Origin of the sequence: Aliamphritea spongicola, assembly GCF_017051665.1 — a bacterium.
In the GTDB taxonomy this organism is placed as follows: Bacteria; Pseudomonadota; Gammaproteobacteria; order Pseudomonadales; family Balneatricaceae; genus Amphritea; species Amphritea spongicola.
The window spans coordinates 111126-135354 of sequence record NZ_JAFIDL010000007.1; the positions used below are offsets into that span (position 1 = coordinate 111126).

23 protein-coding genes are annotated in these 24229 nt (G+C 51.4%); 11 read left to right on the forward strand and 12 right to left on the reverse strand.

The annotated features are described in order from the left end of the window. The 4 genes from dapE to dapC form a co-directional block, all read right to left on the reverse strand. Nucleotides 1–1143 carry a succinyl-diaminopimelate desuccinylase gene (gene dapE, locus JYB63_RS18155; RefSeq protein ID WP_205659330.1) on the reverse strand — a complete coding sequence of 381 codons (1143 nt, stop codon included), beginning with the start codon at nucleotides 1141–1143 and terminating at the stop codon, nucleotides 1–3. A gap of 95 nt (nucleotides 1144–1238) precedes the next feature. After that, a complete protein-coding gene (gene dapD, locus JYB63_RS18160; RefSeq protein WP_205659331.1) occupies nucleotides 1239–2270 on the reverse strand; it encodes a 2,3,4,5-tetrahydropyridine-2,6-dicarboxylate N-succinyltransferase in 1032 nt (343 codons plus the stop codon). A 78-nt stretch (nucleotides 2271–2348) separates the two neighbouring features. Then, nucleotides 2349–2690 carry an ArsC family reductase gene (locus JYB63_RS18165; RefSeq protein ID WP_205659332.1) on the reverse strand — a complete coding sequence of 114 codons (342 nt, stop codon included), beginning with the start codon at nucleotides 2688–2690 and terminating at the stop codon, nucleotides 2349–2351. Between the two features lie 13 nt (nucleotides 2691–2703). Further along, entirely contained in the window at nucleotides 2704–3912 is a 1209-nt protein-coding gene (dapC, locus tag JYB63_RS18170) for a succinyldiaminopimelate transaminase (protein WP_205659333.1), read from the reverse strand. 286 nt (nucleotides 3913–4198) lie between these two features. Between dapC and JYB63_RS18175 the strand changes: the two genes are divergently transcribed. After that, complete coding sequence (locus JYB63_RS18175) at nucleotides 4199–5287, forward strand: peptidoglycan-binding domain-containing protein (protein WP_205659334.1); 1089 nt, start codon at nucleotides 4199–4201, stop codon at nucleotides 5285–5287. 248 nt (nucleotides 5288–5535) lie between these two features. After that, nucleotides 5536–5901 carry a PilZ domain-containing protein gene (locus JYB63_RS18180; protein WP_205659335.1) on the forward strand — a complete coding sequence of 122 codons (366 nt, stop codon included), beginning with the start codon at nucleotides 5536–5538 and terminating at the stop codon, nucleotides 5899–5901. Here the strand turns inward: JYB63_RS18180 and JYB63_RS18185 are convergent. Together JYB63_RS18185 and JYB63_RS18190 are read right to left on the reverse strand one after the other, a co-directional pair. After that, on the reverse strand, nucleotides 5898–9068 hold the full coding sequence (locus JYB63_RS18185; RefSeq protein ID WP_205659336.1) for an efflux RND transporter permease subunit: 3171 nt from the start codon (nucleotides 9066–9068) through the stop codon (nucleotides 5898–5900). The genes JYB63_RS18180 and JYB63_RS18185 overlap by 4 nt on opposite strands. A gap of 3 nt (nucleotides 9069–9071) precedes the next feature. Then, on the reverse strand, nucleotides 9072–10325 hold the full coding sequence (locus JYB63_RS18190; RefSeq protein ID WP_205659337.1) for an efflux RND transporter periplasmic adaptor subunit: 1254 nt from the start codon (nucleotides 10323–10325) through the stop codon (nucleotides 9072–9074). Nucleotides 10326–10485: 160 nt separating this feature from the next. On the opposite strand from JYB63_RS18190, the gene JYB63_RS18195 reads away from it, so the two are divergent. After that, entirely contained in the window at nucleotides 10486–11325 is an 840-nt protein-coding gene (locus JYB63_RS18195) for an alpha/beta fold hydrolase (protein WP_205659338.1), read from the forward strand. Here the strand turns inward: JYB63_RS18195 and JYB63_RS18200 are convergent. Genes JYB63_RS18200 through JYB63_RS18215 form a run of 4 tightly spaced genes read right to left on the reverse strand, consistent with a single transcriptional unit; the run spans nucleotide 11314 to nucleotide 15920 of the window. Then, nucleotides 11314–12015: a hypothetical protein gene (locus tag JYB63_RS18200; protein WP_205659339.1), complete on the reverse strand. Its 702-nt coding sequence runs from the start codon at nucleotides 12013–12015 to the stop codon at nucleotides 11314–11316. The genes JYB63_RS18195 and JYB63_RS18200 overlap by 12 nt on opposite strands. 14 nt (nucleotides 12016–12029) lie before the next feature. After that, nucleotides 12030–14654 carry a PqiB family protein gene (locus JYB63_RS18205; RefSeq protein WP_205659340.1) on the reverse strand — a complete coding sequence of 875 codons (2625 nt, stop codon included), beginning with the start codon at nucleotides 14652–14654 and terminating at the stop codon, nucleotides 12030–12032. After that, entirely contained in the window at nucleotides 14644–15288 is a 645-nt protein-coding gene (locus JYB63_RS18210) for a paraquat-inducible protein A (protein ID WP_205659341.1), read from the reverse strand. Before JYB63_RS18210 ends, JYB63_RS18205 begins: the two co-directional genes overlap by 11 nt. Next, complete coding sequence (locus JYB63_RS18215; RefSeq protein ID WP_205659342.1) at nucleotides 15285–15920, reverse strand: paraquat-inducible protein A; 636 nt, start codon at nucleotides 15918–15920, stop codon at nucleotides 15285–15287. Before JYB63_RS18215 ends, JYB63_RS18210 begins: the two co-directional genes overlap by 4 nt. A gap of 117 nt (nucleotides 15921–16037) precedes the next feature. Here JYB63_RS18215 and JYB63_RS18220 point away from each other — a divergent pair, with 117 nt between their 5' ends. From JYB63_RS18220 to JYB63_RS18230, 3 genes are read left to right on the forward strand one after another with little or no spacing between them, the layout of a single operon-like run. After that, nucleotides 16038–16718, forward strand: a complete 681-nt coding sequence (locus JYB63_RS18220) for an alpha/beta hydrolase (protein ID WP_205659343.1) — start codon at nucleotides 16038–16040, stop codon at nucleotides 16716–16718. A gap of 22 nt (nucleotides 16719–16740) precedes the next feature. Further along, nucleotides 16741–17214, forward strand: a complete 474-nt coding sequence (locus JYB63_RS18225) for an FKBP-type peptidyl-prolyl cis-trans isomerase (protein WP_205659344.1) — start codon at nucleotides 16741–16743, stop codon at nucleotides 17212–17214. A gap of 31 nt (nucleotides 17215–17245) precedes the next feature. Then, complete coding sequence (locus tag JYB63_RS18230) at nucleotides 17246–17440, forward strand: YqaE/Pmp3 family membrane protein (RefSeq protein WP_205659345.1); 195 nt, start codon at nucleotides 17246–17248, stop codon at nucleotides 17438–17440. A gap of 107 nt (nucleotides 17441–17547) precedes the next feature. On the opposite strand, the gene JYB63_RS18235 is transcribed toward JYB63_RS18230, so the two are convergent. Next, entirely contained in the window at nucleotides 17548–17805 is a 258-nt protein-coding gene (locus tag JYB63_RS18235) for a hypothetical protein (protein ID WP_205659346.1), read from the reverse strand. A gap of 545 nt (nucleotides 17806–18350) precedes the next feature. Then, nucleotides 18351–18536, reverse strand: a complete 186-nt coding sequence (locus JYB63_RS18240) for a hypothetical protein (protein WP_205659347.1) — start codon at nucleotides 18534–18536, stop codon at nucleotides 18351–18353. A 243-nt stretch (nucleotides 18537–18779) separates the two neighbouring features. Here JYB63_RS18240 and JYB63_RS23545 point away from each other — a divergent pair, with 243 nt between their 5' ends. From JYB63_RS23545 to JYB63_RS18260, 5 genes are all read left to right on the forward strand, one after another. Beyond that, nucleotides 18780–18911 carry a hypothetical protein gene (locus JYB63_RS23545; protein ID WP_272873599.1) on the forward strand — a complete coding sequence of 44 codons (132 nt, stop codon included), beginning with the start codon at nucleotides 18780–18782 and terminating at the stop codon, nucleotides 18909–18911. Nucleotides 18912–19124: 213 nt separating this feature from the next. Beyond that, nucleotides 19125–20858, forward strand: coding sequence for a DEAD/DEAH box helicase family protein (locus JYB63_RS18245; protein WP_205659348.1), 1734 nt, complete (start codon nucleotides 19125–19127; stop codon nucleotides 20856–20858). A 115-nt stretch (nucleotides 20859–20973) separates the two neighbouring features. After that, the gene (gene fldB / locus JYB63_RS18250) at nucleotides 20974–21477 is read left to right on the forward strand and encodes a flavodoxin FldB (RefSeq protein WP_205659349.1); all 504 of its coding nucleotides are present in this window, start codon (nucleotides 20974–20976) and stop codon (nucleotides 21475–21477) included. 117 nt (nucleotides 21478–21594) lie between these two features. Further along, the gene (locus JYB63_RS18255) at nucleotides 21595–23181 is read left to right on the forward strand and encodes a peptide chain release factor 3 (protein ID WP_205659350.1); all 1587 of its coding nucleotides are present in this window, start codon (nucleotides 21595–21597) and stop codon (nucleotides 23179–23181) included. A gap of 113 nt (nucleotides 23182–23294) precedes the next feature. Beyond that, the gene (locus JYB63_RS18260; RefSeq protein ID WP_205659351.1) at nucleotides 23295–24071 is read left to right on the forward strand and encodes a TatD family hydrolase; all 777 of its coding nucleotides are present in this window, start codon (nucleotides 23295–23297) and stop codon (nucleotides 24069–24071) included. Nucleotides 24072–24229 lie beyond the last annotated feature (158 nt).

Genomic DNA, 24229 nt, shown 5'->3' on the forward strand with positions numbered 1-24229 from the left:
TCAGGCCTCATCAACCAGTAAGCGGGCCATGATATTTTCGTACACTGAAGACAGGGTATCCAGATCTTCAGCTTTTACCCGCTCATTGATCTGATGAATGGTGGCGTTAACCGGCCCCAGTTCCACCACCTGAGCACCTGTCGGGGCAATGAAACGGCCATCTGAAGTACCACCAGAGGTAGACAGCTCTGTATCAAGGCCGGTAATGGCTTTGATTGCGCCCTGACAGGCATTTACCAGATTACCTTCACCGGTGATGAATGGGTGACCGCTGAGAATCCAGGTCAGTTCATAATCCAGACCGTGTGCATCCAGAATGGCGTGGGTACGTTCCTTGATTTCAACGTCTGTCAGCTCGGTAGAGAAACGGAAGTTGAACTTCGCTTCCAGATGGCCCGGAACCACGTTATTGGCACCGGTACCGGCGTGAATATTGGAAAGCTGGAAGCTGGTTGGCGGGAAGTACTCGTTGCCTTCGTCCCACACTTCAGCAGACAGCGCCGCAAATGCCGGCATTGTCATGTGGATAGGGTTTTTCACCAGATGGGGATACGCTACGTGTCCCTGTTTACCCTTAACGGTGATTTCACCGCTGATAGAGCCTCGGCGACCGTTTTTGATGATATCGCCTACCTGTGAGGTGCTGGACGGTTCACCGACGATACACCAGGTGATTTTTTCATTACGGGCTTCCAGCGTATCGACTACCCGGGTGGTACCGTTGATGAACGGGCCTTCTTCGTCACTGGTGATCAGCAGGGCAATAGAGCCTTTGTGGTTCGGGTGGTGGGCAACAAAACGTTCCAGTGCCGTCATAAAGCTGGCAATGCCGCCTTTCATGTCGGCAGCGCCCCGGCCGCATAGGAAGCCGTCTTCAATGACCGGCTCAAATGGAGGGTGGCTCCATTTTTCTTCAGGGCCACTTGGCACTACATCGGTGTGTCCCGCAAAACAGAAAACCGGACCTTCGGTACCGCGACGGGCCCAGAAATTGCTCACGTCTTCAAACTGCATGCGCTCAATGACAAACCCCATGGCTTCCAGGCGTTTGATCATCAGCTCCTGACAACCTGCATCTTCAGGGGTAACAGAGCGGCGAGAGATTAATTCTTTAGCCAGTTCAACAGTGGGGGAATGGGACATCGGGGTACCTGATAATTGGATTGAGACGAGAACCCCGGTACGTGACCGGGGTTACTGATCAGGCCGGAGCGGCCTGATAAAGGACGCAGGGCTGCTTAGTTGTGTGCGTGCAGCTCGTCGTTCAGTTCGATAGCAGTCTTGTTGGTTTTCACCTCGATGCGACCGTTCTGAGAGTTACGGCGGAACAGCAGGTCCGGCTTACCAGCCAGTTCAGCAGCCTTAACGGTGCTGACTTCGTTGTTCTGGTCATCCAGTACGGTAACTTTAGAACCGGCAGTTACGTACAGGCCAGCTTCAACAGTACAACGGTCACCCAGAGGCAGACCCAGACCGGCGTTAGCACCCATCAGGCAGTTTTCGCCTACAGAGATAACCACGTTGTTACCGCCGGACAGAGTACCCATGGTAGAGCAACCACCGCCCAGGTCAGAACCGTTACCAACCACAACGCCTGCAGAGATACGGCCTTCAACCATGCTCACGCCCAGAGTACCTGCATTGAAGTTGATGAAACCTTCGTGCATAACCGTAGTGCCTTCACCCACGTGTGCACCCAGACGTACCCGGGAAGTCGCTGCAATACGGGTACCGGCCGGTACAACGTAGTTGGCCATTTTCGGGAATTTATCAACAGAGTGAACATCGATGATGCGACCCTGAGCACGGGCAGCCAGTTGACGCTTAGGCAGGTCCGCCAGGGAGATTGCACCTTCGTTGGTCCAGGCAACGTTAGGCAGCTTGCCGAAGATGCCTGTCAGGTTAACACCGTGTGGCTGAACCAGACGGTTAGAGATCAGGGACAGTTTCAGGTAAGCGTCTGCAGTACCCTGTGGCTCGTCATCGGTGGCCAGAATGGTCAGGATCATTGGCTGCTGAGTACCTTTACATACTTCAACGATTTCTGCCTGATCTTCAGCGTCTACAGACAGGAACGCCGCTTCCAGATCATTCAGTTGTTCAGCGCTCAACTGAATATTTTGGTTGCCGCCTTCGTAGCCTACTTTTGCTGCAACAGCAGCAACCAGCTCGTCGGAAGGGTTCAGCAGTGGCTGGTTGAAGTAGACTTCCAGCAGCTCGCCAGTGGAAGATTGGCTACCAACGCCCAGACCCAGTGCAAAAGTACTCATAGTTTTAACCTCAGTATTTATTTTTAACTGCAACAGCCCGTCCGGCGGTGCCGTGACGTTATGCCCAGTTCTTAATGTTTAAAAATAAGATGCGTAATCGCTGTCTTTGAATCCCAGTTTACGGCTGTCACCCAAATCCAGAACCGGACGCTTAATCAGAGTTGGATTGGCCAGCATTACCTCTACGGCAGATGCGGCATCCAGTGTGTTCTTTACATCGTCTTCCAGCTGACGCCAGGTGGTGCTGCGCTTGTTCACCAGGCTTTCCCAGCCCAGTTCACTGGTCCACTGTTCCAGCTGCGCTTTTTCCAGACCGTCTTTGCGGAAGTCGTGGAAGGTAAATTCAATGCCCTGTGCGTCTAACCAGCGCTGGGCTTTTTTCACGGTGTCACAGTTAGAAATACCGTACAGAGTTGTCATCAGTATATTCCTGTTACAGAGATTCAACGTATGCGCGGATGCGCTGAGCAGCTTCGACGCATTCTTCAATGGTGGCAACCAGTGCCATGCGGACATAGCCTTCACCGGGCACCTGACCATCCACTTCACGGGACAGGTAACGGCCCGGCAGGACGGTTACGTTCTGCTGGCCAAACAGGCCCTGTGCGAACTGATCATCAGCGATCGGTGTTTTGGCCCACAGGTAGAAGCTGGCGTCAGGTGATTTAACGTCCATTACCGGTGACAGGATATCCACCACCGTCTGGAATTTTTCGCGGTATTTATCGCGGTTTTCCAGCACGTGGGCTTCATCATTCCAGGCGGCAATGCTGGCCAGCTGGTTCGGAATCGACATGGCACAGCCGTGGTAGGTACGGTAGCTCAGCAACGGTTTAATGCATGCTGCATCGCCGGCGATGAAACCGGAACGCAGGCCCGGCAGGTTAGAACGCTTGGACAGGCTGTGGAATACGATACAGCGGCTGAAGTCGTGACGCCCCAGAACCGCACAGGCTTCCAGCAAGCCAACCGGTGGCTGGGCTTCATCAAGGTAAATTTCGGAATAGCACTCGTCGCTGGCAAGGATAAAGTCGTACTTATCGGCCAGGGCGATCAGCTTTTTCAGGGTTTCCAGATCGGTCACTGCGCCGGTTGGGTTGCTTGGCGAGCACAGGAACAACAGCTGGCAGCGTTCCCAGACGGATGCATCGACAGCATCAAAGTCAGGAATAAAACCGTTATCAGCGGTACAGTTCAGGAAGTGAGGTTCAGCACCGGCCAGATAAGCCGCGCCTTCGTAAATCTGGTAGAACGGGTTCGGTGATACAACCAGCGGTGTTGCTTCACCTTCCGGCGCACGGGCAACAGCGGCCTGGGTGAAGGCAAAAATTGCTTCACGGGTACCGTTTACCGGCAGGATATTATCAGCGGCTGTCAGGCTGCCCGGTTGCAGTTTGAAGCGGCGCGTTGCCCAGTCTGCAATGGCCTGACGCAGTTCCGGCATACCGGCGGTTGTCGGGTAATTTGCCAGGCGGCCCATGCTCTCAGTAAAGACATCCAGAACGAACTGCGGAGAAGGGTGTTTTGGCTCACCGATGGATAACGCAATGTGCTCCAGCTCCGCCGGTGGCGTGACTGCATTTTTCAGCTTGGTCAGTTTTTCAAATGGGTAGGGCTGAAGCTTTTGTAAATCTGGATTCATGGATCTGCCTTAAATGGATTCCCGGTACCGTCGCCTTTGGCGGACCAACGGACGCAGCACTGCAACTGCATTAGCACAGATGTTTTGTCAGTATATTGCGCGTGGTCATTAAGGCTGGCAATTATAGCGGATAAGGGGGCGTATAAACTAGCAGAATACGGCACCTTTGGGGGCTGTATTGTACAAAAAATGACAGTTCACAGTGGGTTCAGGCGTTGGGATCTAGTCTTTTCAGCTGTCAGGTTTATCTGGCGTTTACGGAAGACTATTTAACAGGGATTTTGTTATGAAAAAACTGCCTTTGATCACGACGGCTGTAATATCTGCCGGCGTGTTGTCCGGATGTGCGTCTGGTCCGGGTTCTGACTCTGCGGGTGTTGTTACCCGTGCGGAATATGTCGCGCTGCACACTCAGTATCAGCAGGCCGATCAGGCCCGTATGCAGGCGTTGGAAGATAACTCTGAGCTGGAAACGCTGGTAGCCAGTTTGCAGCAGAACCCGGCAGATGACAGCCTGTTGCCTCCAAATCCGCAGCCCGGCGAATGTTATGCCCGGGTAGTGATTCCGGCGGTGTATAAAACCGAAGAACAAACCGTTGAAGTCGCCTCCGCCGATCAGCGTATTGATGTGGTGCCGGGCCGCTATGAGTGGGTTGAAGAGCAGGTGCTGGTGAAAGAAGCCCATACTCATCTGGAGATCGTTCCGGCCACCTATAAAACGGTCACTGAGCAGGTGCTGATTCAGGAAGCCGGTACCCGCTTGGAGAAAATACCGGCCCGCTATGAAACGGTAACAGAGCAGATTCTGATTAAACCGGCGCATACGATCTGGAAGAAAGGCCGTGGTCCGATTGAGCGGATTGATGCGGCAACCGGCGAAATCATGTGCCTGGTGGAAGTCCCCGCTGAATATCAGACGGTTACCCGACAGGTACTTGCTGAGCCTGAACAGATCCGCGAAGTTGAAATTCCCGCGCAATATAAAACGGTTGAACGCCGGGTGATTGACACGCCGGAAACTACCCGTGAGGTCGTCACTCCCGCTGTGTATGAAACGGTACGGGTAAAACGGCTGGCTGAAGCCCCTTCGCAGCAGGTTGTGGAGATTCCGGCGCAGTATGAAACCGTCAGCCAGCGGGTAAAAGTCGCTGATGCCCGGCTGGAATGGCGCTCAATTCTCTGTGAAACCAATACCCATCCGGGCATTGTCACTGAGATACAGCAGGCGCTGAACAGCCGGGGTTACAGTCCGGGGCCAATTGATGGTGTGATCGGTCAGGAGACGATGGCGGCCGTGGAGGCTTATCAGCAGGATAATCAGTTACCTATCGGCCAGCTGACCATTCAGACTCTGAAATCTCTGGGGGTTCAGTAACGGCATAAAACAGGTTTACTGTTACTGACCGGCCATGGCTGATCAGTAACGGTACTCACCGCAGACCGGTAACCTGGATTGTCCGGTCTGTGTCCTTATGGAGCTTGATCTTTCCCCTGTGTGGCCGGGCTTGTCCGGGCCAGTTGTCACAGGGGATTTTTTTGTCTGCATGCGTATGGATATATCCCCTGTCGAATGTTCACCTATAATCAGGGTGTTACACAGTGTTTTAGGTGCGAAAGACTTCTATGTTTGCAGAGAATCGGGTACATCCCAGGGTGGCGATTGATCTGACAGCGCAGATTGGCATGTATGGAGTTCCGTTGGAGGAACAACCCGCGTTAGCAAAGATTACTAATATCAGCTTGGGTGGCATTACGGTTCAGGGTGAACAGGCGTTAGTCAGAAGTTTACGGCTTGACCGGCCTGAGTCACAGCGTAGCAGTGAGTTTATGGTCGGCTTTTGTCTGGATGGCGAAAATATTGAGTGCCATTGCCGGCTGGTGCATGTACGCAGGTTGTCGCAGCATCAGTATGAATGGGGCATGCGCTTTATCTATAACAGCGCTGCACAAAAACTTCAGCTGGCAGCGCTGATCGACTGTTATCTTTAGCCCGTCTGCTTACTGGCGGTGTTTTCCTGATGTAAAGGGTCTTTCTTTCCCAGCAGCCAGAACAGGTTTGCCCGGGCATTTTCTATTACCACCAGAAGTGCCGGAATGACTAACAGAATCAGGACTGTACCGTATAACAAGCCGAAGACGATCGAGGTTGCCATCGGGATCAGAAACTGTGCCTGACGGGATGTTTCGAAAAGAATCGGTGCCAGACCTGCAACGGTGGTCAGTGACGTCAGAAGCACTGCCCGTAAGCGCTGACAGGCGGCTTCGACAATGGCTTCATGCACACTTTGTCCCATTTTTCTCAGCTTCTGATAGAAGGTGATCAGCACGATAGAGTCGTTGATGACGATACCGGACAGACCAAAAAAACCGAATAAAGAAAGAATGGTCAGGGTTTGGCCAGTCAGGAAGTGACCTAAAATTGCGCCGGTCAGCCCCAGTGGAATGGCCAGCATCACAGCCAGTGGCCAGCTGTAAGAAGAGAACACCCAGCTCAGAATGATAAATATCAGCAGCAGTGCGAGAAACAGGCCGGTCCTCATGTCTGAGAGGGTTTCGCGCTGATTTTTATTTTTACCTTCAAATGTCGCAGTGATGCCATACTCAGCGAGGATCTCCCCCAACTGGTTAGCCTGGAAGTCGGCGATGATTTCGTTAGCGTTGGCGACGGACTCGTCGAGATCCGCAATTACGTTAATGGCCAGCTGGCCGTCGATCCGCTGTAACCGGTCGAGTCCCTGCTTGTCAGTGAAGCTGACAACATTCGCCAGCGGTGATGTATCGCCATTAGGTAATATCACCGGCAAGTGCTGAAGGGCGCTGAGGCGGTTACGTTCAGCGTCCGGTAATACCATCCGAACTTCTACTTCATCTTCACCGCGGAAGAATACCTGAATCTGCTGCCCGTCCAGCGCTGCGCGGAGCTGTCGCCCGACAGACTGAAGATTGAGTCCGGCGGTTTCACCGGCGGGTGTCAGGGCATAAATCAGCTGTGATTTACCAAACGGAAGGTCGTCATCCACATTGCTGATGCCGGCATATTTTCGCAGGGCTGACTGCACCGCGAGGGATGCCTGTTTGAGCGTTTCAACGTCCTGGCCACTGAGTTTTACTTCAATGGCTTTCCCCGGTGGGCCTGAACGGCTGATGTCGATGGTGAATTTTTCAATGCCGGCGGGCTGAATGATCTTTTCACGCCAGGTTTTTACAAATTCAGAATTACTGACTTCCCGGTCATCAACAGGGGTTAACTGGACAAATAACGCACCGAATTCATCTCCCCGTGTTGCCCGGCTGCTGTTACGGGATGTGCTGCTCTGACCATGTTTTTGCAGAGCCACGACGACCAGGTCGCCCCCCAGATCATCATTGGTTTCCCGCAATGTCGTATCCAGATGCTGGAGAAAGTTATCCACTTTGCTGGCATCGGTGCCGGCACTGAATTGAATGTTCGCAGTCATGGTTTCCCCTTCAACGGCGGGGAAAAAGGTGAATTTCAACTGGCCGCTAGAGATCAGACCGGCGCTGAGGGTAAGTAACGCAATGGCTGCACAGATGGTTGACCAGCGATAGATAATTGCGGTTTCAACAGCGCCTCTGAACGGCCCCTGCTTGAAGCGCTCAAATCCGGCATCCAGCCGCTTTCTTAATTTCGATGGCTGGAGGTCGCTGGCTTTGTGCAGGCTGTGATGTAAGTGGCCGGGGAGTATCAGAAAACATTCGATCACAGATGCCACAATGACACAGATAACAACGGTGGGAATGTCGATCAGAATGTTGCCGATAATGCCGCCGATTAACAGTAACGGCAGGAACGCGGCAATGGTTGTCAGTGATGAGGCCATAACCGGCGCCAGCATCCGGTGAGCGCCGCCGATGGCTGCCTGTAATCCGGGTTCACCCATTTGCAGATGGGTCAGGGTGTCTTCACCGACGACGATGGCGTCGTCAACAATGATCCCTACCGCCATAATCATGCCAAACAGGCTGATCATGTTGATGCTGCCACCGATGCCATAAAGCACCGCCAGAGTTGCCATGAAGGACACCGGAATACCGATGGTTACCCAGAAGGCGACCCGGGCGTTAAGGAACAGGAACAGGGTGGCAATAACCAGAATCAGGCCCCCCAGGCCGTTCTTGAGCAACAGGTTGATGCGGTCCTGAATGGGTTTCCAGCTTTCGTCAAACGGGATCAGCTGAACGCCGTCCGGCAATTGACCTTCCTGTTCTGTAAGCCAGTCCCGCAGGATCCCGGCGGCTTCCAGAGTGTCGCTGTTTTCGGTACGGCGCAGGTGTAACTGAATGGCAGGGCTGCCGCGATAGGTCAGATAAATCTGATCATCCTGCATGCGCCAGTCTATATCGGCGATGTCTCCTAGACGGATTAAACGGCCTGCTTCTTCAGTGAGCAGGGGCAGCTGGTTAAAGCCTTCAACATCCCGTTGCTGATTGAGGCCGCGTACCAGACGGGAACCGTCATCTTTCGCGGCTGTTCCGGCAGGAATGTCCAGGCTGCGCTGGCTGACTCTGCTGGCTATCTGGTCAAGGGATAAGCCCAGTTCATGGAGTTTGGCAGAGGAGACCTGTATGGCAATTTCTTCCTCAGGCATGCCGATAAAGTCGATCTTGCTGATGCCGCGTCTCAGCAGTTCCCGTTCATATTTTCTGGCCAGTTGCCGGAGTTCTTCAAGGCTGCCCTGTTTGCTGGTGATCAGCAGACTGGCTATATTCTCATAGCGGATGACTTGCTGAATAATCGGCGTTTCCGATTCCTGAGGCAGGTTACTGAGGCCGTCTATTTTCTGTTTGACCTCATCAAGAATGAAGGCACTGTCGCTGCCTTCTTCCAGTTCAAGCCGAATGGAGGCCGCTCCCTGAGTGGCTGTAGAGTACAGTGTGTCTATACCACTGACGGCTTTCAGTTCCCGTTCGACGGGTAATATAACCGAGCGTTCGACGTCTTCGGCAGCGGCACCGCTCCAGACGATTGCAATGGTAATAACGTCCAGCTCAAAGCTGGGGAAAAACTGGGTGTTAAGTTTTTTCAGGCCCCAGATGCCGCTCAGTATCATCAGCAGCATCAGCAAATTGGCGGCAACCTTATGGCTGGTGAACAGCGTGGTGAGGTTTTTAAGGGGGCCCTGATAAGTATTCATGATTTATTCCGCTGCCTCGACCCGCAGGCCTGAAATTGCGTTGGGCAGTTGGGTGGCTAGAATTTTATCGCCTTCCTGCAAGTCGCTGGCGGTTATCAGAATACCTGCTTTGCCGTTGACTGAGGTATCGCCGATTCTCTGGATTTCCAGCGCTTCAAGACGGCCGTCTGTAATTCTGTAGATACGGTTGGTACCGTAAAGTGCCTGTGGCGGAATAATCAGACTGCGCTCAACAGGCGGCAGTGTCAGGGTCATTGCCAGTGAGCGTCCGGGTTCCAGTACCTGGTCCTGTTGCTTAACACTGAACAGCGCATCAACACCCGGGCGGGTGGCGTTGGCTTCTGCGGCTATGCGGTCCAGTGTGAGGGGAATATTCTGTCCGTTTAGCTGGCCGGTTGCGGGAATGCCTGCCTGCTGTGCTAACTGGGCGCGGATTTCGCTCAGATACTGGTTCGGTAGCTGTGCTCTTATTTCCAGATCTTTATCGCTGTACATGCTGAGTATCTGATCACCGCCGCGCACCCGGTCTCCGGGAGCTGCCTCCAGCCGTGTAATGCGGCCATCAAAGGGGGCTTTTATTTCACTGCGTTCGACATCCAGCGCGGCACTGGCCTGCAGGGCTTTAGCCTGCAACAACTGGGCATTTAGCTGTGCCAGTCTGTTTGGATGGTCTGCAATTGCCTGACGGCGGTTGTTCAGTGAAAGGGCTTGTTGCTGACGGGTGCGGCGTGCATCGTCCAGCTGGTTCTGGCTGGCGACCTGCTGGCTGCTGAGGTTCTGGTATCTGTTCAGTGTACGCTGGCTGATGGTCAGCAGCTCTTGTTCGATTTTCAGAGCTTTCTGATCCGCGGCAAAACGGACATCTTCAGCGCCGATCTGAGCTTCAATACGCTGTACCTCGGCGTTGCGCTGATCCAGCAGCAGGCGGGCATCCCGGTCATCCAGCTTGACCAGTACCTGGCCTTTGGTTACCCGATTACCTTCCGCAACTAGACGCTGGCTGACATAAGCCGTTAAAGGGGCTGTCAGATTACTGCTGAGGGGCGATTCAACTTTACCGAATAATGTAAGCTCAGGCTGGCCCTGGGAAAACTCAGCTTGCTGTACTTTTACCCGCCAGATTTTTTCTTTAACCGGCTTCGCGGGTACCGCTGCTTTGTTGTTATTGAGGTAAAGCAGACTGCCAACGCCCAGGACGATAAATAGTACTGGCAACAGAAATTTGGCCAGCGGGGATGGCTTGCGGGTTGTTGGCATGTTGGCTCAGTTCTTTAGTTGTCAAAAGTGATCTACTCTTTGAATCATAATACATTCCTGGGGAATGAAGACAGATATCCACAGTTGTGTTTACATTACTTTACACAGCCCGGGGAGTATTTAACGACGCTGCCGGCTAAGACAGTTAGGATGGAATCTGATGCAAACACATTATTTAACCTTACAGCGCGGTGCAGAATACCGTATGGCATACCATGAGTGGGGAAAAGCAGATAATCCCAGAGTGTTGGTGTGCGTCCATGGGCTGGCCCGGAACGGACGGGACTTCGATTTTATTGCTGAACAGCTGAGCAGTGAGTACAGGGTGATTTGCCCTGATGTGGTTGGCCGGGGCGTGAGCGACTGGTTACCGGCAGACCTTGAGTACGATATGCCGCTGTATGTGGAGGACATGCAAGCTTTACTAAAGCATTTGCAGCTTGCAAAGGTAGACTGGCTGGGAACCTCCATGGGAGGCATTATCGGGATGATACTGGCATCGTTACCTGAGACGCCTGTTCATAAGTTGGTGCTGAATGATGTGGGCTGCCGGATTCCTGCTGCAGCGCTAGAACGGATTGCGATATATATGGGTGACCACGGTTTTGATTCGCTCTCAGCCGTGGAAACGTATATGCGTAACACTTATCGGGCTTTTCATGATTTAGAAGACCGGCAGTGGCGGCATCTGGCTGAGTGTGGGCACCGGACGGATGAATCCGGCAGGTTGCATCTGCATTATGATCCCCGAATCGCAGAAGGTCTGAAAACCAGTCCGCATGAGGATATTGATCTTATGCCGTTCTGGTCGCAGGTGCGTTGTCCGCAGTTACTTATCTGGGGAGAAGATTCTGACCTGCTGGAGGCCGGTAGTGTCGACCATATGCAGCAGGTGAATCCGCAGCTGGATGTTCTTAAAATTGCCGCGACCGGACATGCTCCGGCGCTGATGATGCCGGCGCAGATTCAGCCGGTATGTGACTGGTTGTTAAATCGGTAACAGGGTTGTTGAGGCGACGCTGTGCACCACTTTAGTGATCGTGCGGTTACTGCTGCCGGCTACCAGATTGGCCATCATATCCTGCAGGGCAATCATCTTGCCGAAGATGCGTTCAAAACTGAGGTTTTTTACACCCTGCGGGCTGACACCGTTACTTAACAGAAACAAATCGCCATCTTCTTTTTTCAGGCTGTTCAGCCGCCAGGCGATGGTTTCAAGGTTACGGGCACTGTTGTAGAGCTTTTGATGGTCCAGTTCGTCCAGCAGAAAGAACTCATCCTTGTAGTTATATGAGGCGTCCAGCATGCTGATCATACCGGCCATTAGCGCATATACCCTGTCTCCCTGATAATCTTCAGCAAAGGCCAGCGGCACGGCATCAATGCCATCCAGGCTGTTCATTTCTGCCTGTCGCTGTGGGCTGTCGCGGTTAAACATCAGGTCGATGCGCGCAGTGATATCAGCAGTACCGGCTTTCATCAGTTCCCGGGGGTTGCGTTTATAAAGCTTAGCGGCGAGTTCCCGGTTGAGACGTTTCAGTTCGGTAATATGGGCATCGGTCACCGTATCAATATCGGTTTTGGCCAACTGGCTGATTTTAAAACCGCTGTTATTGGTTGCGCAGCCGCTGATCAGCAGGCTGCTGATCAGGAGTAACAGGCTTAACAAATGTGTATAACTGCGCATCATATATCCGTATTCCTTTAAGGGGCGTCTTTCAGTAATCGGAAGCGTGGTTGCGGGCCGACTGTACCGGAACCTGCCGGGGAGTCGAATGCGATGCCACCGCTTACCAGGGTGTCCAGAGTGCTGGTTTCGATTTCCAGACCACTGAACAGGCCAAAGTCAGCACTGATGCCACTGAGATTCCAGAAGCGGCTGTTGACTTTGACCAGCTTGCTGTATTTAGGCTGGATATTGGCATAAATTTCAACGCTTTGCAGGTCTTCTCCCAGTTCAAATCCGGTTATCTGACCCACTTTGAGACCACGGTAATAGACTGGGCTGCCGGTTTCGACAGAATCCAGTGCCGGCGAGGTCAGAGTGACGTTAAGCCCCGGCAGGCTGACGGCAGGGGCGTTATTAATCCCTTTAAACTGCGTTTTGCGGGGAGCCTTCAGATTCTTTCCAGCGCTGGCGACAATGTAGTTTCCGCTAAGTAAGGCTTCCGGGTTCTTGATACCACTGAGGGAAATCTGGCTGCTGGCAACCCAGAAACGACTGCCTTCACGTGCCAGAAACTCTGCCTGTTGGTCGATAATCACACGGGCTTCAATACGTCCGCTGGCATCAAGCAGCCTGACGGTGTCCACCCGGCCCATTTTGAGTCCCTGAAAACGCAGTTCAGCACCGGGCTCCAGCGTATTACCTGCCGGGAAGCTGATCCGGATAGCCAGCGCGTCGTACAGGCCTTCCTGCTTGTTTGGATGCAGGGTGAAGCGCTGATTAAATTTGGCAGCTTTACCTTTACCCGGTTTGTTATCAAAGGCGATACCGCCGCGCACGATGGTATCAATCGATTCTGTTTGCAGAGTCAGCCCGGAAAGATCAAGCTTGGCGTGAATGCCGCTGGCGTTCCAGAAGCGGCTTTTGCTGGTGACCAGGTGACGGTAAGCCTTATCAATCAGTAGCTGCACTTCAACATTCTGTCCGTCTTCACTTAAGCGGTAGCCATGTACCTTACCGACTGGCAACTGCCGGTAAAGTACCGGAGAGCCTGCTTTAACTGAACCGAGCTGTTCGCTGACCAGCCGTATCTGCAGTTTGCCTGCCTGATTACTGTAAATAAGCTTGCCCTGCTGGCTGGCGGTATCGAAATCTTTATATAGGTGGAATTGCTGATTCGGCGTTGCGTCCTGTTTCTCTTTAATGTCAGGGGTAAAGAAGCTGATACCGCCCTTGATGACAGACGTCAGTGAGCCGGTATCGAGTTTAACGCCGTCCAGGTCGGCGGCAACCTGAACGCCGCTGATGTTCCAGAATCGGCTGTTGGATTTCAGTAACTGTGAATGTTCTTTGGCAATGGTGGCGTGGATAAGGACTTTCTTGCCCTGTTCGATCAGTTCATAGCCGCGGACCTCACCTACGGGTACCTGCCGGTAGAGTACCGGTGAACCGAAGTCCAGTGAGCCTAACTGATCAGCGATAATCTGAATATCCAGTCCCGGAATGCCAGGGCGTTTCGCCGGCGGGGTATTCAGGGCAATGAAGCGGAACAGGGGAATGCCGGGGCCTGGCTGCAGCTGGATAGCGTTGCCGTCGAACAGCTGGCCGATCTGGGTAATGTCAAAGTCCGGCTTTGGTAACCAGAACTGGCTGCCTGCCCGTAACAGGGGCTTGGCCCGGGGATCGATTAGCAGGTGGGCTGTTTGGGTGGTCAGATCATTGTTAAATTCGAGCTTTTGTATCCGGCCAATGACAATTTCCTGACTGACCACTTTGGTCCCTTCTGACAGTGGCGTACGGGCCGGGAACTTAACGGTCACGGCAACACCGTCTTCGGCTGCTTCATAGTCACTGTAGAGAGGCAGTACCGTATCTGGATTAAGTTCACCACCATCGGCAGGGGTATAGAAGCTGATGCCGCCGGCTACAATAGAGGCCAGCGAATCAAACTTAATGTCCAGTTTGGGTAAGTCTGCTTTGATGCTGATACCGCTGGCGTTCCAGAAGCGGGTGCCACCGTTGATCAGTTCGCTGTATTTACTTTCTACATAGAGGTCAATCAGCACCTGTTGCTTTGCTTTGCCGAGTTTAACGTCGATGACTTCACCGACTTGTATATCCCGGTAAAACAGCTTGGAGCCGCGATAAACAGACGCGGCCGAGTCACTGCTCAGGGTCAGATACAGTCCCGGTTTATCTTTGCTGGATGGTGGTGGTTCGCTGTCGGCCACGAACTCACGGCGATCTTCTCCGTCACCGGGCTGAATACCGATGTAGTAACCGGACAGGAGTGTTTCCAGCCCTCTGACACCGCTGAGGGATACCTGGGGTTTTACAAGCCAGAAACGGGTGTTTTCATGCAGCAGCGGCTCGGCTTCACTGGCCATTTCAATGATCGCTGTGACGCCTTTCAGGTCCTCATTCAGGCGCAGTTGTTTAATTGTGCCGCTGGGCAGGCCACGAAACAGTACTTTGGTTTTTTCAGCTTCCAGTCCTTCTGCTGATTCAAACTGCACCTCAATAGTGATGCCGGCATCCTGATAGCTCTGCCAGGCCAGCCAGGCGGCAATCAGTGCTGCAACCAGTGGCAGTATCCAGACAAATGACGGGCCGCGGTGCTGCTTTATGACGGCGTCTGTCGCAGGGGTATTATCAGGTGTCATGATGTTGAGTGTCCGTAGGTGCGTATTTATCCCAGATTAAACGGGTATCAAAATTAAGAGCGGAGAGCATGGTCAGTATTACCACCGCAGCAAATGCTGTGGCGCCGTGTCCCGGGGATATACTCGCCAGGCTGCCCAGCTGGACCAGTGCGACCAGTACAGCGATTACAAATATATCCAGCATAGACCAGCGGCCGACCCATTCGACGCCGCGGTAGAGCCAGGTTTTCTGGCGGGCGCTGGTACGCCAGTGGAATTTAAGGCTGAGTAACAGGGTCAGCATACCAAGAATCTTCAGGCAGGGAATGATAATGCTGGCGATAAGAACCACCAGTCCGATGCCCCAGAACCCTCCGGTGAATAACTCGATGATGCCGCCCATGATGGTGCTTGGTGCGCCACTGCCAAAACTTTTAAACGTCATAATCGGCAGCAGGTTAGCCGGAAAGAAACAGATAACTGAGGCGAGCAGAAAAGCCCAGCTGCGCTGCAGGGTGTGTTCCATACGGCTGTGCAGCGGGGTTTCGCAAACGTGGCAGTGTTGATCTTGCTGATCAAGTGTATGCAAGGTGTGACAGTGACGGCAAAGCAGGTAGCCTTCCTGACGTGCGGATTTATAGCTCCCGGTGTTCATAAGTGAGCCTTCTGGGTGTCGCGGCGTTGCCCGAATACCTGCCAGGCATGCTGAATATCAAACAGGCTGTTGGTCAGGCACGTAGTGAAAATCAGAGCAGCCAGGCAGTAGAGCCCGAGTCCGGGTTCAAGGTTGGCGATATCTTTTAGTTTGATGACGGCGATAAGCGTGCCGATCAGATAGATCTCCAGCATGCCCCAGCCATGTAATGTGTGGTAAAGATTAAGGCTCTGGCGCAGGTAATGGCCGTTAATCCGGAACTGTAAGCAGGCGGTAATGTAAGTCAGCAGCAGGATCTGAAGACCCGGTACCAGCACCGCAAAAATAAGGACAACCGCTGCGACTATAGCTAAGCCACCGTCATATAAGGATAATACGCTTTGTAAGATGGTTTCGCTTTGCTGCTGACCAAAAATGCTCAGGCTTAAAATTGGCAGCAGGTTAGCCGGTAAAAACAGGATCAAACTGGTGATTGCCAGCGCAAGCCCCCGTTCAATAGGATTCAGCCGGGCATGAAAGAGCTTGGCATGACAGCGGGGACAGTTCAGTGACTGGCCCTTTTTCAGACGGGTGCGGGCGATAAGCAGATCGCAGTCGTGACAGGCGGTGAATGAGCTGGCTGGTGTTTTCATGAAGTTATTGCATACATGATGTCATGGCATAGTAGTACCGGTAAGCGGGCAGTGAAACAGTCAGACGGTTAACCGGCAGTTAACACTTAATTATTAGCATAATTTATTGGATGGCAGATGAATACAAACTTATTGCCCTGTGTCGAGGTAGAACCGGTAAAACCGGCAGATGCGACGGTTATCTGGCTTCACGGACTGGGCGCTGACGGTCATGATTTTGCCGGTATCGTACCGGCGCTGAATTTGCCTGAAGATGCTGCCGTCAGGTTTATTTTTCCCCATGCACCGGAACGGCCGGTTACCGTGAATAACGGTTGGGTTATGCGTGCCTGGTATGACATTCTGGAAATGAATATCAGCCGAAAAGTCGATGCTGATTCCTTACTTGAATCTGCCGGTCAGGTTAGTGCGCTGATCAGACGGGAAGCTGAGCGGGGCATTGCTCCTGAGCGTGTTGTGCTGGCTGGCTTCTCCCAGGGTGGTGCTGTCGCTTATCAGACGGGGCTGGCTTATCCACAGCCTCTGGCTGGTCTTCTTGCCCTGTCTACCTATGTTCCCTGTGAACAAAGTTTACGTGCTTCGGTAAATCCGGGTAACTGTGACATGCCGGTGATGATAGCCCATGGTTCACAGGATGATGTTGTACCGCCACAGTTAGGTGAGTCGGCAAAAGAATTCTTAACAGTGTTAGGTTTTTCACCACAGTGGCGAACCTATCCGATCGATCACAGTGTCAGTGCTGAAGAAGTTGAAATGATTTCAGGCTGGCTGAAAAATGTTTTAAATATAAAGGCTTAGAGCCGTAGCGGAATTATCTGAAATGAATATTACTGAAAACTGTTACGTTGAATTTCATTACGCACTGTTTAATGAAGAAAAAGAAGTGGTTGATGGTTCACGGGATGCAGGGCCTTTACCTTACGTTCATGGTCAGGGAAATATAATCCCCGGGCTTGAGCAGGCGCTGGCTGGTCATCAGGTTGGCGATAAGTTTACTGCGACCATTGAACCTGCTCAGGGCTACGGCGACCGGGATGAAGAGAAGGTTAGCATTGTGGATAAAGCTTCTTTTGATGCTTTCCCAAGCATTGAAGAAGGCATGTTTTGTCAGATTGGTGATGACCCTTCCCGCCCTCAGCTGGTAACAATTGTTGCCATTAATGAAGAGGAAGGTGAAGTAACCATTGATGCTAACCATCCGTTTGCCGGACAAACTCTTAATTTTGAGATAGAAGTAATGGTGGTTCGTGAAGCAACAGATGCCGAATTAAAAGACGGCGTGGTTGCTCAGTAATCACTGATGTAAATTTGCGAGGAATATTACAATGCGTTTGATACTGGCTTTATTACTGCCCTGGTTTCAGTTTTTTACGATTGGCCGGCCTTTCGCAGGCATTATTTGCCTGATTCTGCAGATTACGCTGATTGGCTGGATTCCTGCGGCAATCTGGTCGGTGTACGCACTGAGCCAGTACAAGACAGATAAGAAAATCGCAGAGGCGATGAACAGAGACAACTGAGTCATACCAGCAGTAAGACTGCTACGACAAAATTGTACACACAGGGTGCCTGTTCAGGCGCCCTTTTTTATGTCTGCGACTTCACACCTGCCATGGTTGGCAGGGCTTCAGACTTTTTCCTGCCATTTCAGATCACCGATCTGAACATTCAGCCATTCAAAGCCAATTCGCCGTGCAACTGCGGCAGCACCGTCCAGGCTTTTGAATTCCCGCTCACCTTTTGAACGCTGCAAATTCAGTGTCAGCACTTCGCTTTGTTTGGTGATGAATTTCAGGGTCCAGCCACGGGCCATTGATACCGGCGCGGCCTGACAAGATTCAAAAACACCTGCCTTAAAAAGAAGTTTAATTTCTCTTTCTTGCATGGTCTTTATACCTTTGTGATTGATCAAAATATTATTAAGTTAAGTATATATCTTTTAATGATTTATTGAAAATAAAAATAGATATTTCTAAGGTCGTAATTCATTGTTTTTAAAGGGGAAATAAAAAAATATTGCAGATATTGCAGAAAGCGATGTCAATAATTCTAACTTGTTGTAATTAAAAGGTTTTTTTGGTTTTAGCAGGCAAAAGTAATATCAATCAATAAATGCTTAATAATAGATTTAGATAATTCTTATTCATATATAAAATTATCAATATTTATTGTTGATTGGTCTCTTGTGGTTTTTGCGTTTTTGGAGCCCTGGCAGGGCCACAGAAGGCAGGTACGGTGTTTTTTGCATTGAAAAGTGAAAAAAGCTGAAGGGGGGGAAGGAGGGGCTGGGAAGCGTCTGACTAAAGAAATGTTTTCTCCCAGGCCAGGGATACGGGCTGTCTGTAAGCGCCAGATGACAGGCTGTTGTTACAGCCTGTCTGGTGCTGGTCTGTATTCTGGTGTGTGGAAGATGATGAAGAAAAGCTGAGTTCAGTCCAGTCTGTCGGCGATCATCGCTTCGATCGTGGCCAGCTGAATTTGCAGGGCGGCCAGGCTGCTGTCTGATTCGTCGGTTGTCGGCGATATTTTGATCATATCGAGTAAATCAAGCAGGAAGGCCTGTTCATTCATTTGCCGGAGCTGTTCTGGGGTCCAGTGTTTTATAACTTGTGTCATGGTGTGCCTCAATTTACAGCGGCTGCCCGGATCTGAATCCGCCAGCGGTATTACGTCGCACGGCTGCAGCTAGCAGCCCGGGTGCTCCATTAAGTTATGGGTCACAAAAGCCGCTTTTGCAAATTTACACCGGTGGTGCACTCAATCTGCTTTCGGTTCAGATATTGAGTTATATCAATATTCGCTAATACAAATGGGCGTACCATGGCCTCAATGATTAATAGAGCTGATTGGGGTGATCGTATGTTTGGTATTGATCCTTATGTTTTCGAAACTTTGTGGCCAAGCCTGCTGGGAATTGCCGGTATGACTGCTGTCATGGTCTGGGGCGCGTTCAAAGTACGTAAACTGATTAACGAAGATGTTAAGAAGTAACTGAGTTTCACTTCTGCGGTTTTTACAGAGACCGTCGTATAAACGCCGTAGCTGAGCAGTCAGGTACGGCGTTTCTGTTTCCGGAATTCAAAATTTCTGTCGTAGGCAGCCGCTGTACTGACGCAAATTGATTCCAATTCCTGTTATTGTTCTGGCAGACTTAAACTTTAGTATGAGTTAGTTTCCGGTAACAGCCCGTCAGCAGGAATCTGTATGTCCATCTCTGAACAGCAAAATATAGTGGTTAGCCCTGATGTTTTCAGTGCCTGGTCTCCGGGATTGGAATCTGAGCTGCCCAGACATCTGCTGGATCAGGAAACCATTTTTTTACCTGATAATGTGCTGAGCCGTTACAGCGATGTGATGGAGTGGGTTGATCAGACCGGAATGTCTGCCGGTGATTTAGTTGCGTTCCGGACCGAGCGGTTGGCTTTGCATGAACTGATTGTTCGGGTGACTGCAGACCTTAGGGTGATGGAAGGTGAAACCGATGAAGCGCTGGGCATTAATTTCCGGGTGATTGTGAATGATATTTTTGAGCATTTTATTCGCCCGCAAATGCCTGCGATTTCAGCAGATTTCAACCGCTTGCAGGCTGACGTAGAACAGCGGGCCAGGGATATTTTAGCCCGGCAGTTAAATGCGGTAACGGAGTCTGAAGAGGTAAAGCTTTCCGGCTGGCGCCGCTGGCTGCCGGGGTTGAGCCGCCAGCGAAGCAAGCCTGTCCGGCAACCGGTTATGGAGTCAGCGCTGGAGCGTGATTACCGGGTAATCAATGAGTTTAAGCAGGCCGGTCTTGCCAGTGATGACCGTTTTACCAGGGCTGTTTACCGGAGCCTTTATCAGGTGCTGAGCGGGGTGGCCGGCAGACGGGGCTATCTGGGAACCGACCTGGATAATCTCAGTTTACTGGTGACCCGTCACGTCATGAACGGTTATGGCAGTCGCCGTATAGGCGAATGGATAATGCCCTGTATTGAAGCGGCAGTGCAGAGTCGCGGTTATCTGAAAGTAGAGAAAGTGGCGGAGCCCCTGCTGATCAGCCTTAAAGGTGCTTCCGCTGCGGGCAAAAGTTCTTTACGACCGATGCTGCAAACAATTCTGCGGGCAAAGGGTATTAAGCCCGGCAGTTATGCAACGGTGAGCCCTGATATATGGCGCCGTTTGTTACTGGATTACGAAGCGCTGGGTGAGGCTTACAAATATGCCGGGCGCTTTACCAGTAATGAAGTGAATGTGATTGATGCTAAATTCGATCACTATGTGCGGCGGCAGGCGGATGAACAGGCTTCAATTTCTCATTTACTGGTAGACCGCTTTCGCTTTGACAGTTTTTCCAGCGAAAAGGTATCCCGAATTCTTCATGATACTTACGCAAAGTATGTGCACACCCTGCAGATGTATTTTGTCATAACCCCACCGGAAGCAACCGTTGAGCGGGGCTGGGAGCGGGGCCTGCAGCGCGGCCGTTATAAATCAGTGGAAGATTTTCTGGGGCACAGTGTTGAGGCCTATGCGGGAATGCCAAAGATTTTCTGTAAATGGCTTGCGTATGACCGGCCATTATTTCGCTATGAGTTCCTTGATAACAGTGTTCCGAAAGGGGAGTTTCCCTTACCGATTGCCACCGGTACCCAGAAAAGCATGCGTATATACCGGCCACTGGGGCTGGTGAATATTCAGCGCTATCAGAAGATAAATATCTATGCGAACAGCCCGGAAGAAGTATATCCGGCCAATGCTTCTCTGGATGTTGCTGATAACTGTCAGTTTTTGCTGGAATGCTTGCGGCGCATTCCCTTGGTGAGCTTTGTTGATCCGGAGTCAGATACTGTCTATCTGGAGTGCCATCAGAATGAGTCCCGGATTATTGATGAGCAATTATACAGACGCTGTCTTGAAGACAATGATCTGGCAGCGGTATTCAAGCAGGTAGTCTCCCGCTGATCTTCTCCCGGATTTTAAGCTTAGTGTGATCGGTTATGAGTTATAGCTAAATCTTACTTGATTTCATAATGCAAATTATTATCATTGCGATTTTATTATCTTTCTGGATACGCAGATGAGCATTGCATTATTTTACGGCACCACAACAGGCAACACTGGTGATATCGCCGTTAAGGTTAAAGAGCATCTTGATGATGTTGAGTTGTTTGATGTGAAAGACACCCCTGTCAGTGTGATAGCGAATTACGATCAGCTCATTTTCGCGATTCCAACCTGGGATTACGGTGAAGTTCAGGAAGACTGGCTGGAAATCTGGGATGAAGTGGATAATCTGGATTTCACTGGTAAGACTGTTGCGTTTATTGGTCTGGGTGACCAGTACGGATACGCTGAATGGTTTGTCGACGCGATGGGTATGCTGCACGATAAGGTTGTGGCCCGTGGTGCGGAAGCTGTCGGTTACTGGCCAAACGAAGGCTATGAGTTTGATGAGTCTAAAGCACTGACCAAGGATAAGAAGTTCTTTATCGGCCTGGCGCTGGATGAAGACTGCCAGCGTGAAATGACGGATGACCGGGTGGAAGCCTGGTGTGGTCAGGTCATGGTGGAGTTTCTTTAAGAACTTTTCCGGTTATTTTTCACCTTTCATTGTGTAAAGACGCCGGATCAGCGAAAATGACGGCCAAATTTCAACCAGGGCCATTGCTTTTGGCCGTCATGAATTCTGATCTTACTTATGTCCAGCTCTGCTATTGCTCAAGAAGTCGATATTCGACGCACCTTTGCGATTATTTCGCACCCCGATGCGGGTAAAACCACCATTACCGAAAAGCTGTTGCTGTTCGGAAACCTGATTCAGAAAGCCGGTACTGTTAAAGGTAAAAAGGCTGACCGTCATGCCACATCTGACTGGATGAGCATGGAGCAGGAGCGGGGGATTTCGGTTACCTCTTCCGTGATGCAGTTTCCCCACAATGGCCGGATTGTTAACCTGCTGGATACACCGGGTCACGAAGATTTCTCGGAAGATACCTACCGGACGCTGACCGCCGTAGACTCTGCCCTGATGGTGGTGGACGGTGCTAAAGGTGTCGAGGACCGGACAATCAAACTGATGGAAGTTTGTCGTCTGCGGGATACGCCGATTCTTTCTTTCGTGAACAAGATGGACCGGGATATCCGTGATCCGATTGAGTTGCTGGATGAGATTGAAGAAGTTCTGAAGATTGCGGCGGCGCCTATTACCTGGCCAATCAGCATGGGTAAGGACTTCCGCGGTGTTTATAACCTGTACACGGATATCATTCACGTATTTACCCCGGGCCAGGGCAATATTATTCCTGATGATATTCAGGTGAAAGGTCTTGAGTCGGATGAAGCCCGCGAGTTACTGGGCGATTTATACGATGACTTCCTGGATGAAATTGAGCTGGTGCGCGGTGCCAGTCATGAGTTTGAGCTGGAAGAATATCTGGCTGGTCGTCAGACCCCGGTTTATTTCGGTACAGCGCTTTCCAACTTTGGTGTCCGTGAAATGCTGGACGGCTTTGTTGAGTTTGCGCCGGCCCCGGCTTCCCGTGCGGCACTGACCCGTGATGTTCCGGCTGATGAAGAGAAGTTCTCCGGATTCGTGTTTAAGATTCAGGCAAACATGGACCCGAAACACCGTGACCGGATTGCTTTCATGCGGGTGTGTTCAGGGCGTTATACCAAGGGTATGAAAATGCGCCACGTGCGTATCAAAAAGGATGTGAAAATTGCCGATGCAGTAACCTTCCTGGCGGGTGACCGTTCCAACGTGGAAGAGGCCTGGTCCGGCGACATCATTGGTTTGCATAACCACGGTACTATTCAGATTGGCGATACCTTCACCGAAGGGGAAGAGCTGAAATTTACCGGTATCCCTCACTTCGCACCGGAAATGTTCCGCCGTGTCCGGGCAAAAGATCCGCTGAAGATGAAGCAGTTGCAGAAAGGCTTGCAGCAATTATCTGAAGAAGGGGCGGTACAGTTATTCCAGCCGATCACTAAAAACGATCTGATTCTTGGTGCGGTTGGTCAGCTGCAGTTTGAAGTGGTTGTTTACCGTCTGAAAGACGAATACAAGGTTGAGTGCATTTACGAGCCGATCAGTGTGGCGACTGCCCGCTGGGTAGAGTGTGAAGATGAGCGCAAGCTGGAAGAGTTCCGCCGTAAAGGCGGTGATAACCTGGCACTGGATGGCGGCGGTTTGCTGACGTATCTGGCGCCGACACGGGTTAACCTGAGTCTGACAGAAGAGCGCTGGCCGGACCTGCAGTTCCGGGCCACTCGCGAACACTAAGCCAAAGGGTTTCAGAAAACCGCTGTAATCAACGATTGCAGCGGTTTTTTTATATCTGTGATTCAGCATATGATAAATATGTGTTTCAGACGGTTTTTAATCAGGTAGCGCGTGTGGAGATTATCGACAGCCACTGTCATCTGGATTTTCCGGTTTTACAGTCACAATTGCAGGATGTTTTACGGCGGGCTGATGAAGCTGGTGTCCGGCAGTTTATTGTGCCGGGGGTAAACCGGGCGAATTGGGATGGGGTTATCAGGCTTGGGCAGCAGTACGGAAATATTTACCCTGCACTGGGAATCCATCCGTGTTTTCTCGATGCGAACAGTGAAGGTGATCTTGCAGTATTAGCTGATTATCTTGCTAAGCATGAAGCGGAAGTTGTGGCTGTAGGGGAGATCGGTCTGGATCTGTATGAGTCAGACAAAGACCGGGAGCGTCAGTTGGATATCCTGAACCGGCAGCTTCGGCTGGCGGCAGATTTTGATAAGCCGGTTATTCTTCATGTGCGTAAAGCCCACGATCTGATGTTGCAGCAATTGAGGCGTGTTGGGCTTGCACGGGGTGGTGTTGTACACGCTTTCAGTGGCAGCGAACAGCAGGCCCGGGAGTATATCAGGCTGGGGTTTAAGTTAGGGGTCGGTGGCAGTATCACCTATGAACGGGCAAAAAAACTGCGCCGGACTTTTTCCTATCTGCCTTTGAGGGCATTGGTTTTAGAAACGGATTCGCCGGATATGCCTTTATGCGGGTATCAGGGGGAAACGAATTATCCTGAACGGGCAGCGCTGGTGGCTGAGGTACTGGCAGAACTTCGGGGGATGGCTCCGGCAGAGGTTGCTGAAGTGACCATGCAGAATACCCGGGAAGTTTTTCAGATCCGAACCTGAAGCGTTGATTGTTTTCTGTTACAAATAATTGAATGCCCGGAATGAGTGGCTAAGATTTCGTTTGTGTCCGTTTTTGTGCTCTTATTAAAGTTTAAGATTGAATGGGCGTTAGGAGTATTAGCGTATCGGTTTGGCACGAAAGGGTGAGCGCCAGACCG